The organism is Amycolatopsis suaedae (genome assembly GCF_004214935.1).
Taxonomy (GTDB): Bacteria; Actinomycetota; Actinomycetes; order Mycobacteriales; family Pseudonocardiaceae; genus Amycolatopsis; species Amycolatopsis suaedae.
Window position 1 is genome coordinate 330,007 of record NZ_SFCC01000003.1, and the last position, 12,261, is coordinate 342,267.

Below are 12,261 nucleotides of genomic sequence, written 5' to 3' on the forward strand. Positions count from 1 at the left end.
GAGCAGCATGCACCTCGTCGACGAACGCACCGGCGTGATCCGGCGCCTCGTGCCGCAGCCGGTGCCCGGCAGGCTGCCCGCGGCGTTCGAGCTGATCGCCGCGGAACTGTCGGACACCACGCGGTTCTCGGTCTGGCCCAGCGACTCCGGCGGTGCGGGTTACGCGCTCGGCGACCCGGACGCCGCGGCCGGAGCGGCGGTCGGTGAGGCGGTGGAGCGTTACTGCGGCAATCTCGTGCCGCCGGGGCTGCGCCACGGTGCGTTCGACGAGCTGGACGCCGCCGTCGACCCCGAGTCGGTGGCGTTGTTCTCCGCGGAGCAGTACGCGAGCGAGGGCTTCCCGTTCCGGCCGATGACCAGGGATCTGCCGATGGAGTGGGCAGACGGCGTCGACCTGCGGACCGGGCGGGCGACGCTGGTGCCGGCGAGCCTGGTGTGGGTGTCCTACGTCGCCGCGGCCGTCGAGGCGGGCCTGCCGCCGACCAACCCGATCATCCAGGCGGGGCTCGCCGCGGGCCGGGGCCGCGCGGCCGCCGGGCGCAGCGCGTTGCTGGAGCTGCTGGAGCGGGACACCATCGCGCTGGCCTGGCACGGCAGGGCAGGCTTGCGCGAGGTGGCGCCGCCGCCGTGGCTGGCCGCGTGGGGCAGGGGAGGACACGGCACCTGGCGGACGCGGTTCGTCGAGTTCACCGGCGGGTTCGGCGTCCCGGTGGCCGGTGCGCTGGTGCACGACGTGGAGACCGGCTACCTGGCCATGGGCACCGCCTGCCGTCCCGACGGCGCCGACGCGTTGCGCAAGGCGCTGGCCGAGGCGTGTCAGCTGCAGTTGTTCGTCGCGGGCTACGACGACCCGGACGGCCCGTACATGCGGGCAGCCGCCGACCCGCGCAGCCCGCTGGCCCCGTGGCGGGCCGGGCGCGACTACGCGGCGGCCTACCGCGACGACCTGCGGGACGTCGTCGACTACGGCTGTCACCTGCAGCTGTACCTGGACCCGGCGTTCCAGCGGCGGTTCCTGACCGAGCTGGACGACGCGGTGACCGGTGAGGTCTCCTGGCGGGACCTGCCTGCCGGTCCGCCGGACCTGGCCGGGCTGGTCGAGCGGGTCGCCGACGTGGCCGGTGCCCCGGTGGTGTCGGTGGACGTCACGACGCCCGACGTGGTGCCCAGCGGGCTGTCGGTGGTGCGGGTGCTGGTGCCCGGCCTGTACTCGAACTCGGCCGCGGGACTGCCGTTCCTCGGCGGCGTCCGCCAGCGTGACGTGCTGGCCGGCCGCCCCCGCCGCGACCTGCCCCTACCGCACTGACGGCCAAAGCACGTGAAGGCCACCTTCAGTACGTCTCACGTACTGAAGGTGGCCTTCACGTGCCCTGAGCCCTAGACCGCATGCCCCACGGCGAAGAGCATCGTGGGGATCTCCGCGTCGGGCAGTTTCAGCAGCTCGCTGAGCACGTTGTCGTCGAAGCCCGCCACGGCGCAGCCGGCCAGCTTCAGCGCCGTGGCGATCAGGTACAGGTTCTGCACGGCGATCCCGGCGTCGACGTGCAGCGTCCGGTAGTGCCGCAGCGGGTACTTGGCGAACGCCAGGTCCAGCCGCGTGGTCAGGGCCAGCGTCACCGGCGCCCGCGCGGCGAACTCGGGCTGCAGGTAGGCCTTCGCCAGTTCCTCGGCAGGCGGCTCCTGCGTCACCTCGACCAGCTCGTGGGACACCGATTCGTACCGGTAGACCCCCGGCGCCAGGCCGGCGGCCGACGTGACGATCGCGTACGCGGTCAGGCAGCGCAGCCCGCCCGCGCTGGGCGCCATGCCCAGCGGGTGGTCCTCGACGCCGTAGGCCTGCACGAACCGCTGCACCCCCAGCGCGAACCGGAACAGGGTGGACAGCGCGTCCAGCTGCAGCGGCTTGTCCGCGTAGGTGTAGTGGGAGCGCCGCTGGACCAGCGTGGCGACCATGTCGACCCGCGGCGGCTCGAAGTCGGGCAGCGCGATGCGGTGCCCGTCCGGGCGGGTGGGGTGCTCCGACTCGACGGCCGACTGCCCGTTCAGCATGCCGTGCACGGCCTTGGCCGCCGAGAGCGCCTTCCCTGGATCCATCAGCGGAACGCCTGCGGGTGCAGAGCCCTGGCCAGGCTCGCGACGGCGGGGGCGCTGCGCAGCGCGCCACCGAAGGACGCCTCCTCGATCGGGACGAAGCGGCCGGAACGCCCAGCGGCGGTGGCCGCGAACAGCCTGCGCATCTCCTGCTCGGAACTCACCCGGTTGTCCTCCGTCCGGTACACGTAGACGATCACCTCGGGGTTCTTCCTGGCGATCACCTCGGGGCTCAGCTGACCGTAATACTCCCCGGCCGGAATTTCCGCCTGTTCGGTGAGGTTGCGTGCTCCGGCCCTGGTCAGCACGTCTCCGTACAGCCCACCCGCGTGTGCGTACAGAGCAGAGTCGTAGCTGGTCAGCAGTACCGCCCCGACCGGCGTCACCCCGGCCAGCCTAGCTTCCACATCGGACAGTTGCTGGCGCAGGCCCGCGGTGAGCGGCTCGGCGAGGTGGGTCGTGCCGAGGATGCGGCCGAGGTCGAGGACGTCGGCGAAGGAGTCCGGCACGGTCGAGGTCACCTTCGTCGGCTCGTGCAGGGCACGGTTGATGTAGACCTGGATGCCGCGCCCGGCCAGGTCGTCGCGGCGGGGCAGGCGCTTGCCGTCGAAGTGGTACTCCTGGTCGGAGACGACCAGGTCGGGACGGGCGTTGAGCAGCGCCTCCGTGGTGGCCTCGGTGTCGGCGAGCACCGGCACCGCGGCTGCCTTGTCCTTGTACTGCGGCTGCGGTGCCGAGTAGCCGGTCCCGGCCTGGCCGACCAGCCTGCCCTCCGCGCCGAGCGCGATGAGCAGGTCGGTCATGCTCGGGTACAGCGACACGATGCGGGCGGGTGGCGCGGCGAACGTCAGCGTGCGGCCGGTGTTGCCGACCGTCAACGGGAAGCCCGGGGCGGCACCGGCCGCGGGGGCCTGCGGCCGTTCACCCGAGGCGGAGCAGGCGGCGGTGGCCGCGGCACCGGCAACAGCGATCAGCAAGCTCCGCCTGGTCAGGTCGCGCATTCCGGGGTCCCTTCGGTGTCGGATCTGGAGAAGAACAGGTGCGGCGCGCCGGACACCGGGTGCCTGCCGAGCGTGGCGGACACCCCGAACACCTCGCGCACCGTCTCGGGGGTGAGGACGTCGGCGACCGGCCCGGCGGCGACCACCCGGCCGCCGTCGAGCAGGTAGAGCCGGTCGCAGTAGGCCGCGGCCAGGTTGAGGTCGTGCAGGACGACGACCGTGGTGGTCGGCAGCGCCGCCACCAGGTCGAGGAACTCCAGCTGGTGGGCGATGTCGAGGTGGTTGGTCGGCTCGTCGAGCACCAGCACCCTGCTCTGCTGGCACAGCGCGCGGGCCAGCACCACCCGCTGCCGTTCGCCGCCGGACAGCGTCCCGAACAGCCGGTGCCCGGCGTGGTCCATGCCGACCTGTTCCAGCGCGGTGTCGGCGATGCGGTGGTCGGTGGCGGTCGCCGGGGCCAGCAGCGACTGGTGCGGGGTACGGCCCATCAGCACGACCTCCCGCACGCTGAGCCGGAACTCCTCGGCCGAGTGCTGGGTGACCGCCGCCGTGCGGCGGGCGGCGGCGCGGGCGGACAGGTCGCGCCAGACGTCGTCGCCGTCGACCAGGACGGCCCCGGCATGCGGCCGCAGCGCCCGGTACAGCGAGCGCAGCAGCGTCGACTTGCCACTGCCGTTCGGGCCCAGCACGCCGACGATCTCGCCGTCGCGGGCCTCCAGTTCGACGCCGTGCACGATGTGCACCCCGTCGATGGCCACCGAGACGCCGTCGAACCGCACGGTGCTCACGTGGTCACCTCCCTGCGCAGCAGCCACAGCAGGAACGGCACGCCGATCACCGCCGTGAGGATGCCCAGCGGCAGTTCGGTGTCCGACAGCACGCGGCCGAGCAGGTCGACCAGCGCGAGGTAGCAGGCACCGGCGAGTGCGGCGGCGGGCAGCAGCTTGCGGTGCTCGGCGCCGACGAGCAGCCGGACGACGTGCGGAACGACCAGCCCGACGAACCCGACCCCGCCCGCCACCGAGATGACCGCGCCGGTGAGCAGCGCGGCGGTCACCAGCAGCCCGACCCGTAGCCGGGTCAGCTGGGCGCCCAGTGCCGCGGCCGCGTCGTCACCGAGCAACAGCAGGTTCAGCCTGCGTGACTGCGCGAACAGCAGCACGGTGCAGGCCGTGACGATGGCCGCGGGCAGGCCGAGCTGGTCCCACCGGGCGCCGGACAGCGAGCCCAGCAGCCAGAACACCACGCCGGCGAGCTGGTCCGGACTGGCCTTGATCTGCAGGTAGCTGGTGACGGCCTGGAGCAGGTAGCCGATGGCGACGCCGGCCAGCAGCAGCCGGGTGGGCGCTAGTTGGCCGCCGCGCCTGCCGAGCAGCAGCACCAGCCCCAGTGCGAGCATCGCGCCCGCGAAGGCAGCGGCGGAGACCCCGAGCCCGCCGACGGCGGCCGCGCCGAGCGTCAGCACCGCGACCGCCGCGGCCGACGCGCCGGAGGAGACGCCGAGGATGTACGGCTCGGCCAGCGGGTTGCGCACGACGGCCTGCAGCACGACGCCCGCCACCGACAGGCCGGCTCCCACGATCAGGGCAAGGAACACGCGCGGAGCGCGCTGGTCCCAGATGATCGCGTCGTCGATGGGATCGAGCGATCCCGCCGAGCCGATGCCCAGCAGGTGATGGCCGAGGATCCGCCACAGCTCGGCGGTGTCCACCCCGACGGTGCCGAGGGTGACGCCGGTGGCCAGCGCGACGACCGTCGCGGCCAGCAGCGCCAGGAGGAAGAGGGGATAAGCCTTGCCAGAGATCGGATGTGGATGTCCGCGCGTCACTACCCACCCTGCCGTCGAGGTCCGCCGAAGGCCAGCCGGTCGATCTTACCGGCCGCCGTCTGATTAGATGTACATGACTATCATTTCCAATAGCTTGGATGGCGGGGGGTTTGCCAGTGGCGTTGCGCACGCGATCGGAGCGATCGCTGTGGACCGACGGCCGGTTCGTCGTGTTCACCGTCGCCCGCACGGTCTCCTGGGCCGGTACCGCCATCACCCTGGTCGCGCTGCCGATGCTGGTCTTCCAGCGCACCGGCAGCCCCGCGCTGACCGCGTTGCTCACCGCCGCCGAAGTGCTGCCCTACCTGTTGTTCGGCCTGCTCGCCGGTGCGCTGGCCGACCGGTGGTCGCGGCGCGCGGTGATGGTGGTGACCAGCGTCGGGCAGGCCGCGGTGCTGGCCAGTGTCCCGCTCGCCGACGCGTTCGGTGTGCTCGGCACCGCCCACCTGCTGGTGGCCGCGTTGTGCACGGCCGCCGCCGGGGTGTTCTTCGACGCGGCGAGCTTCTCCGCCATCCCCGAACTGGTCGGCCGGGACAAGCTGGCCGAGGCCACCGGTGTCAGCTCGGGCCTGAGCACGGTGATCTCCATGCTCGGCCCCGGCGTCGGCGGGGTGGTCGCGGCCTCGCTGGGGCCTGCCAACGCGATCGGCATCGACGCGCTCAGCTACGCCGTCGCCGCCGTGCTGCTGGCCCGGCTGCCGCTGCTGCGGGCGGCGTCGGCGCCCGCCGGACGGCCGTTGCGGGGTGACATCGCCGAAGGACTGCGTTACGTCTGGCGGCATCCGCTGATCCGGCCGCTCACCCTGCTCGGCATCGGCAACAGCCTGGCCGCCGGTGCGGTGCTGGCCCTGCTGCTGCCCGCGGCCGTCGAACAGCTCGGGCTGGCCGCCGACGACGCCAGGATCGGCCTGCTCTACGCCGCCGTAGGCGCGGGCGCGCTGCTGGCGACCGTCGTGCTGCCCAGGCTCAGCCGGGCGTTGCCGCCGGGCTGGGTGACGCTCGGCGGCCTGCTGCTGAGCTGGGTGTTCCTGCTCGGCTGGGTGCTGGCCACGACGTTCCCGGTCGCGCTGGCCGCGCTGGCGTTGTGGCAGGCGTCGAACACCCTGGTGGTGCTGAACGGGATCCTGGTCCGCCAGCGGGTCACGCCGGACGAGTTGCAGGGCAGGGTCAACACGACCGGCCGGATGATCGCGTGGGGCGGGCAGCCCCTCGGGGCGGTGCTCGGCGGCGGTCTGGCCGGCGTGTGGGGAACGTCCGGCGCGCTGGTGTGTGTCGGGTCGGCGGCGCTGGCGGCCTGCCTGGCCGGTCTGTGCACGCCGTTGCGCAGACGGCGGTACGCGTTGGTCTGACCGGGCGCGGTCAGTTGTCAGCCGAGTGCGGGGTCAGCGTGTGAACCTGTCACAACGGTGACAAGAAATCGGTTTCCTCTGGGGTTTGTGACACGTTCCCGGCTACTTTTTCGATGTGTCCGGTGTCACCATCGGACGAAGCGAAGGGGCTGCGATGACGGTCGAGCGCGCCGAGGTATCCCTGCCACCCAGGCTCGCCGACATCTTCCGGCCCGAACTGCCCAGCCTCGCCGAGGACATCGTCGGCGAGGTGCGCTCGCAGATTCCCGAGTACGCGCGCCCACTGGACGGGCCGTACGGCCGTTCGATCCGGGCCGGCGTCGAGCATGCGATCACGATGTTCGTCGAGCAGATCGCCGACCCCGGCGCGCCGAAGCAGAACTCGCTGGAGGTCCACCGCAAGCTCGGGCAGAACGAGATGCGGGAGGGCCGCAGCCTGGACACACTGCAGGCCGCCTACCGGGTGGGGGCCAGGGTGGCGTGGCGGCGGATCATGCGGATCGGCAGGCGTAGCGGGCTGTCGTCGGCGGTGATGTCGCAGCTGGCCGACGCGATGTTCGCGTTCATCGACGAGCTGGCCTCGATCGCGCTGGACGGCTACCTGGAGGCCAAGGCGTCGTCGGCGGGCGCGCTGGAGACGTGGCGGCGCAGGCTGTTGCAGTTGCTGCTGGAACGTCCGCTGGTGCCCAGGGAGGCCATCGCCGAACTGGCGCAGCTGACCGGCTGGGCCGTGCCGGAGGAGGCGACGCCGATCGCGTTGCGGCCGACGCCGGTGAGCGGGCACGTCCGCAGGCACCCCTCCCTGGACGCGGACATCCTGGCCGAGCTGGACACCCACGAGCCGGTCCTGCTGGTGCCCGGTGAGCTGACCGAGGAGCGGCTGGCGAACGTGCAGCGGGCGCTGCCCGGATGCCGGATGTCGGTGGGGCCGACCGTGCGGCTGGAGTTCGTCGCCGACTCGCTGCGCTGGGCCCGCCGCGCGCTGGCCCTCGTCGACGACGGGGTGCTGCCGCCGGGGCGCACCACGTTCTCGTCCGAGCACCTGGCGACCCTGTTGCTGCATTCGGACGAGCAGCTCGTCACGCACCTGCGCCGGACCGTGCTGGCGCCGCTGGAGGGCATGACCGACAAGCAGAAGGAACGGCTGACCGAGACGCTGCGGGCGTGGCTGGACACCCAGGGCAGCGTGCTGGGCATCGCCGAGCGGCTGAACGTCCACCCGCAGACCGTCCGCTACCGCATGCGGCAGCTGCATGCCACGTTCGGTGAGCAGCTGGCCGACCCGGCGACCCGGTTCGCCATGGAACTGGTGCTGCGTGCCGACCGCACGGCGGCCCGTCCCGCGACGGCCGTGCCCTGGCCCGCCTACCGCCTGCCCGACCTGCCCGGCCCGCGCCTGAGTGCCCGCGCCTGACCCGCGCGAGTCCACCACCCGCACCCCGCGAGTCCGCCTTTCCCGCCCCCCGAGTTGCACGTTCCTGCCCCGCGAGTCCACCGCCCGCACCCCGCGAGTTGCCCGCCCGCACCCAGGGGCCTCGGCGAAGCCCAAAGCACGTGAAGGCCACCTTCAGTACGTGTGACGTAGTGAAGGTGGCCTTCACGAGCTTTCACGCGCCGTGTGTCGGGTGCTCCCGAACGGCCTGAGTGGTCAACTCGCGGGGGCTGAGTGGTGGACTCGCGGGGGCTGAGTGGTGGACTCGCGGGGGCGGTCAGCGCGGGGTGAGGCCGGTGATCAGCCAGGTGCCGTCGACGCGCTGGGCCGTCACCGACAGCTGCGCCGCCGCCGTGCCGGCGGGCACGCCCGCCCGCGTCGCGGACTGGGTCAGGAACGCCAGCACCGTCGCACCGTCACCGTCGATCCGCTGGACGGCCGTGCTCACCACCCGGCTGGTCAGCACCAGCTTCTGGGCCGGCGCGTCGGCACGTACCCGCTCGAACAGCACCCGGTAGTCGTCCAGCGCCTTACCCCGCAGCACCGACGCCGCAGCCCGCTCGGTGGCCGCCGTGTCGGCGTGGGAGTACGAGAAGATCCGGTTCAGCGCGCTGGTGACCGCCGCGTCGACCTCCGCGGTCGCGTTCACGTCGACCAGCGCCGTGTTGGCCGCGGACGACGACCCGGTCAGCTGCCGCGCCTCGATCGTGAACCACGTCCCCAGCCCGGTCAGCACCAGCGCCACGACCACCAGCGGCAGCACCCGCGACGGCCGCCGCTGCGGCTCGGCGACCACCACCTCGGCCGGCGCCACCATCGTCATCCGCCCACCCCCACCTGGTCCAGCGCGCTGAGCTTCCAGCCCGCGTCGGTGCGGGTCAGCTTCGCCGTGAACCGGTTGCGGTCCACCGACGGCGCCGCACCCGCCTTGGCGACGGTGATCTCCACCGACGCCAGCAGCCGGGCGGTGCCCGCGTGGTCGTCCAGCTCGCTGACAGCCGCGTCGAGCACGGTCCCCTTCGACACCGTGCCGCCGTCCCGCCAGGCCTGCCGGGTGGCGGCGTCGGTGCCCGCCAGCCGCTCTCGCAGCGGACCGGTCGACGCCTCCAGCCAGCGGGCGATGTCGGCGTCGACCCTCGTGTGGTCCAGCGAGTTCAGCACGGCGACCTGCTCACGTCCCGCGGCCAGCGCGGCGTCGCGCTCGGCGGCGTAGCCGAGACCGTCGTCGGTCGCCGCCGACAGCCACGACCAACCCGCCCAGCCGGCGAACACCACCGCCACCAGCACCAGCCCCCACGCGATCCTCACCTGGGTAGCCACAGCATCCCCTCCAGATCGGTCGCCACCGTGGTCAGCGCGGGCAGGCCCAGCGGCGCGCTCTGCGTGCCCGATCCGGGCACCGCGGCGGGCGGCACACCGCCCTTGGGCGCGTTCTGCGAGCCGCGGACCGAGCTGGCGTCGCCGTAGGGCAGCGTGCACGCCGCCCCGGTGTTCCACGCCTTCGGCGTGAGGTCGGTGGGCAGGCGCCGCTCGGTGCCCTCGTAGCCCTGCTGGCACGGCGGCGGATCACGGAACGTCAGCGCCACCGACAGCTGGGCCGACTCGGGGGTGATCGACGTCGACGCGGCCGCCACCGCCCTCGGCACGTGCACGAACAGGTGCTCCATCCCCGCGGTGCGCGTGTGGAACAGGTCCGACGTCGTGAGCAGGTTCGCCACCAGGATCGGCAGCCCCGGGTCGGTGTCCTTCAACAGCCCGGTCAGCTGGGTGGCGGCCAGCGGCGCGGTCCCGATCAGCCTGCGCAGGTCGCCGTCGGCGCCTGCCAGCTCGCGGGCGAACAACGCGGCGTTGCTGCTGAACGTCCGCCACGCCTGCGCCGAGTCCAGCTGCGTGCGCAGGACGGTCGTGCCGTCGCTGAGCAGCTCCGTGGTCTGCGGCAGGTGCGCGGCGGCGGTGTCGGTGAACGACGTCGCCGAGTCCATCAGCACCTGCAGGTTCGGCCCGGACCCGTGCAGCGCGGTGCCCAGCTCGTCGACGACCGTGCGCAACGCGTCGGTGGGCACGGAGGCGTTGAACGCGCTCAGGTTCGTCATCACCTCGCTCACCGGCAGCGGCAGCCGGGTCGACTCGACGCCGATCACCGAACCGTCCTCCAGGAACGGCCCGTCGGCCGTGCGTGGCTGGAGGTCGACGTACTGCTCGCCGACGGCGGACCGGTTGGCGACCACCGCCATGGTGTTGCTGGGAATCGCCGGCGCGCCGGAGTCGATGCGCAGGTCCGCCTCCATGCCGTCGTCGGTCAGCCGCAGCTCGCCGACCCGCCCGACGGCCACGCCCCGGTAGGTGACCTCGCCGCCGGTGAACACGCCGCTGCCGTCGGCCAGCCGCACCTTCACCAGGTAGCCGCTGCCGCCGAACAGCCGGTCGACGCCCGCGTACCGCGCGCCGACGAACGCGACGACCGCCAGCGCGATCACGACGAACGCGATCACCTGGGCCCGTACCACCCGGGTCAGCATCAGCGCTCACCCCCGGAGTTGGTGACGGTGCCCGCCGCGGGCAGCGGCAGCGTGGCCTCCGGCGGGGGCACCTCGCCCTGGGGGACGATCTCGATGAACATGTTCATGTAGTCGCCCTTCACCGCGTCCAGCACCGGATCGGTGAACGGGAACGTCGGCAGGATCTCCAGTGCCCTCGGCAGGTCCTGACCGGCCTCGGCGAGCCGGTGCACGATCGGCGCGAGTGCCTTGAGATCGGCCACCATGTCGTTCTTGCTGCGGGTGATGGTGTCGACGGCCACCGTCGACAGCTGGTCCAGCGACTGCAGCATGGACACCAGCATCGTGCGCTGCTCGGCCAGCGAGCGCATGCCCGGCGCCAGGTCGTCGAGCGCGGTGTCGATCTGGTCGGTGCGGGCGGCCAGGGTGGTGGCCAGCCGGTTGAGCCCGTCCAGTGCCTCGACGATGTCCGTGCGGTGGGTGTCCAGATTGCCCATGAGCTGCCGCACGCCGGACAGGAACGACCGGATCTCCTCCTCGTTGCCGGTCATCACCTTCGACAGTTCCTGGCTGATCGTCTGGAGCTGACCGATGCCGCCGCCGTTGAGCAGCATCGACAGCGCCCCGAACACCTCCTCGAACTCCGGGTTGCGGTTGGTCCGGTCGGCCGGGATCAGCGCCCCCTCACCCAGCCGCGCCGGATCGGGCGGTGCCGTGGGCTGTGCCAGTTCGACGAACTTCTCGCCCAGCAGGCTGGACTGCCGCAGCCGGGCGACGGCGTTGGCAGGCAGCACCACGTCGCCGTTGACGGCCACCACGACCTCGGCGGTCCACCCGTCGCCACCCAGCTTGATCGACTCGACCCGGCCGACGGCGACGTCGGCGACCTTCACCGCCGCCTGCGGAACCAGGTCCAGCACGTCGGCGAACTGCACGGTGACCCGGTACGGCGACTCGCCGAGGTCGGCGCCGCCGGGCAGCGGCAGGTCGTAGACGCCGCCGAAACCGTCCCCCGAGCATCCCGCGGTCACCAGGCAGAGCGCGGCCGCCACGGCCGCCACCCGCCGCTTCATCGCCCGCTCACAGGCAAGGGGAGCGGTGGTCCGCCCGGAATGAAGTACTCCATGTTCGGGCGGCCCTGCAGCGTGCCCGACCGCGCGTCGAACGCGCCGCCGACGTTCTCCACCGCCAGCGGCATCGAGTCCAGCGCCTCGGCCAGCTCGGCCCGGTTGTCCACCAGGTTCTGCGTGACGTGCGCCAGCCGGTCCACAGTGGACTTCAGGGCGACCCGGTTGTCCCGGATGAACGCCTGCACCTCACCGAGCGAGGCGCCCAGTGCCGCCAGCGCGCCGGACAGTTCCTCCCGGTCGGCGGCCAGCAGCTGGGCCACCTCGGCCAGCTTGGTGTTGACCGCCCGCACCTGCCCGTCGTTGGTGGCCAGCATGTTCGTGAACGTCCGCAGCTGGTCCACCGTGCCGAACAGGTCCTCCTTCGAGTCTGCCAGCGTGCGGGCGAGCTGGGCGAAGTTGCCGATGTTGTCGTTGATGGCACGGCCGTTGCCGGCGAGGTTGGCCGCGCCGGTGCGCAGCAGCTCCGACAGCGCCCCGTTGGCGTTGGCGCCCTGCGGTCCCAGCGCGTGGGTCAGCGTGTTGAGGCTGGCGTACAGCTCGTCCAGCTCGACCGGCGTCGCGGTGCGCTCGACGCCGATCAGCGCGCCGTCGGCGATCCGTTCCGTGCCGCGCCGGGCCAGCGTGGAGAACTGGACGTAGCGGTCGGACACCACGCTCGGCGCGACGACCAGCGCCCTGGTGTTCGCCGCGACCGGCGCGGTGCCGTCGACCCGCAGCCGCACGTCGACCCGGTCGCCGACCGGGGTCACCTCCTCGACCTCGCCGATGCGCACGCCGAGCAGCCGCACGTCCGACCCCGCGTACACGCCGACCGCGCGGCCGAACTGGGCGGTGACCCGCTTGTCACCGTCACCGCTGAAGATCCACCACAGCGCACCGGCGACGACCACCGCCGCCACCGTGATGACGACGAAGACCTTGCTCATGCGGAC

Annotated in this window: 12 protein-coding genes; 3 read left to right on the plus strand and 9 right to left on the minus strand. The window is 72.7% G+C overall.

The window, feature by feature from the left end; genetic code table 11:
* Nucleotides 1-7: 7 nt before the first annotated feature.
* Nucleotides 8-1,306 carry a YcaO-like family protein gene (locus tag EWH70_RS07470; protein ID WP_130474521.1) on the plus strand — a complete coding sequence of 433 codons (1,299 nt, stop codon included), beginning with the start codon at nt 8-10 and terminating at the stop codon, nt 1,304-1,306.
* A gap of 71 nt (nt 1,307-1,377) precedes the next feature.
* Here EWH70_RS07470 and EWH70_RS07475 read toward each other — a convergent pair whose 3' ends face one another.
* From EWH70_RS07475 to EWH70_RS07490, 4 genes are read right to left on the minus strand one after another with little or no spacing between them, the layout of a single operon-like run.
* On the minus strand, nt 1,378-2,094 hold the full coding sequence (locus EWH70_RS07475) for a SagB family peptide dehydrogenase (RefSeq protein WP_130474522.1): 717 nt from the start codon (nt 2,092-2,094) through the stop codon (nt 1,378-1,380).
* Nucleotides 2,094-3,092, minus strand: a complete 999-nt coding sequence (locus EWH70_RS07480) for an ABC transporter substrate-binding protein (RefSeq protein ID WP_130474523.1) — start codon at nt 3,090-3,092, stop codon at nt 2,094-2,096. The genes EWH70_RS07475 and EWH70_RS07480 overlap by 1 nt, the downstream gene beginning before the upstream one ends.
* Nucleotides 3,080-3,880 carry an ABC transporter ATP-binding protein gene (locus tag EWH70_RS07485; protein WP_240686853.1) on the minus strand — a complete coding sequence of 267 codons (801 nt, stop codon included), beginning with the start codon at nt 3,878-3,880 and terminating at the stop codon, nt 3,080-3,082. The genes EWH70_RS07480 and EWH70_RS07485 overlap by 13 nt, the downstream gene beginning before the upstream one ends.
* Nucleotides 3,877-4,920, minus strand: coding sequence for a FecCD family ABC transporter permease (locus tag EWH70_RS07490; RefSeq protein WP_205669056.1), 1,044 nt, complete (start codon nt 4,918-4,920; stop codon nt 3,877-3,879). The genes EWH70_RS07485 and EWH70_RS07490 overlap by 4 nt, the downstream gene beginning before the upstream one ends.
* Before the next feature lie 116 nt (nt 4,921-5,036).
* Between EWH70_RS07490 and EWH70_RS07495 the strand changes: the two genes are divergently transcribed.
* Nucleotides 5,037-6,269 carry an MFS transporter gene (locus EWH70_RS07495; RefSeq protein ID WP_165436193.1) on the plus strand — a complete coding sequence of 411 codons (1,233 nt, stop codon included), beginning with the start codon at nt 5,037-5,039 and terminating at the stop codon, nt 6,267-6,269.
* Between the two features lie 154 nt (nt 6,270-6,423).
* Entirely contained in the window at nt 6,424-7,683 is a 1,260-nt protein-coding gene (locus tag EWH70_RS07500; protein WP_130474525.1) for a PucR-like N-terminal domain-containing protein, read from the plus strand.
* 295 nt (nt 7,684-7,978) lie between these two features.
* On the opposite strand, the gene EWH70_RS07505 is transcribed toward EWH70_RS07500, so the two are convergent.
* From EWH70_RS07505 to EWH70_RS07525, 5 genes are read right to left on the minus strand one after another with little or no spacing between them, the layout of a single operon-like run.
* A complete protein-coding gene (locus EWH70_RS07505; protein WP_240686854.1) occupies nt 7,979-8,524 on the minus strand; it encodes a hypothetical protein in 546 nt (181 codons plus the stop codon).
* A complete protein-coding gene (locus EWH70_RS07510) occupies nt 8,521-9,021 on the minus strand; it encodes a hypothetical protein (protein WP_130474526.1) in 501 nt (166 codons plus the stop codon). The genes EWH70_RS07505 and EWH70_RS07510 overlap by 4 nt, the downstream gene beginning before the upstream one ends.
* Nucleotides 9,006-10,220 carry an MlaD family protein gene (locus EWH70_RS07515; RefSeq protein ID WP_130474527.1) on the minus strand — a complete coding sequence of 405 codons (1,215 nt, stop codon included), beginning with the start codon at nt 10,218-10,220 and terminating at the stop codon, nt 9,006-9,008. Before EWH70_RS07515 ends, EWH70_RS07510 begins: the two co-directional genes overlap by 16 nt.
* Nucleotides 10,220-11,272, minus strand: a complete 1,053-nt coding sequence (locus EWH70_RS07520) for an MCE family protein (RefSeq protein ID WP_130474528.1) — start codon at nt 11,270-11,272, stop codon at nt 10,220-10,222. The genes EWH70_RS07515 and EWH70_RS07520 overlap by 1 nt, the downstream gene beginning before the upstream one ends.
* The gene (locus EWH70_RS07525; protein WP_130474723.1) at nt 11,269-12,255 is read right to left on the minus strand and encodes an MCE family protein; all 987 of its coding nucleotides are present in this window, start codon (nt 12,253-12,255) and stop codon (nt 11,269-11,271) included. Before EWH70_RS07525 ends, EWH70_RS07520 begins: the two co-directional genes overlap by 4 nt.
* Between the last annotated feature and the right edge of the window lie 6 nt (nt 12,256-12,261).

Excerpts from the sequence above, each read along its gene's own strand:
- EWH70_RS07500 (WP_130474525.1), top strand. The coding sequence starts at position 6,424 with ATGACGGTCGAGCGCGCCGAGGTATCCCTGCCACCCAGGCTCGCCGAC.
- EWH70_RS07525 (WP_130474723.1), bottom strand. The coding sequence starts at position 12,255 with ATGAGCAAGGTCTTCGTCGTCATCACGGTGGCGGCGGTGGTCGTCGCC.
- EWH70_RS07505 (WP_240686854.1), bottom strand. The coding sequence starts at position 8,524 with ATGACGATGGTGGCGCCGGCCGAGGTGGTGGTCGCCGAGCCGCAGCGG.
- EWH70_RS07480 (WP_130474523.1), bottom strand. The coding sequence starts at position 3,092 with ATGCGCGACCTGACCAGGCGGAGCTTGCTGATCGCTGTTGCCGGTGCC.
- EWH70_RS07520 (WP_130474528.1), bottom strand. The coding sequence starts at position 11,272 with ATGAAGCGGCGGGTGGCGGCCGTGGCGGCCGCGCTCTGCCTGGTGACC.
- EWH70_RS07475 (WP_130474522.1), bottom strand. The coding sequence starts at position 2,094 with ATGGATCCAGGGAAGGCGCTCTCGGCGGCCAAGGCCGTGCACGGCATG.
- EWH70_RS07470 (WP_130474521.1), top strand. The coding sequence starts at position 8 with ATGCACCTCGTCGACGAACGCACCGGCGTGATCCGGCGCCTCGTGCCG.
- EWH70_RS07515 (WP_130474527.1), bottom strand. The coding sequence starts at position 10,220 with ATGCTGACCCGGGTGGTACGGGCCCAGGTGATCGCGTTCGTCGTGATC.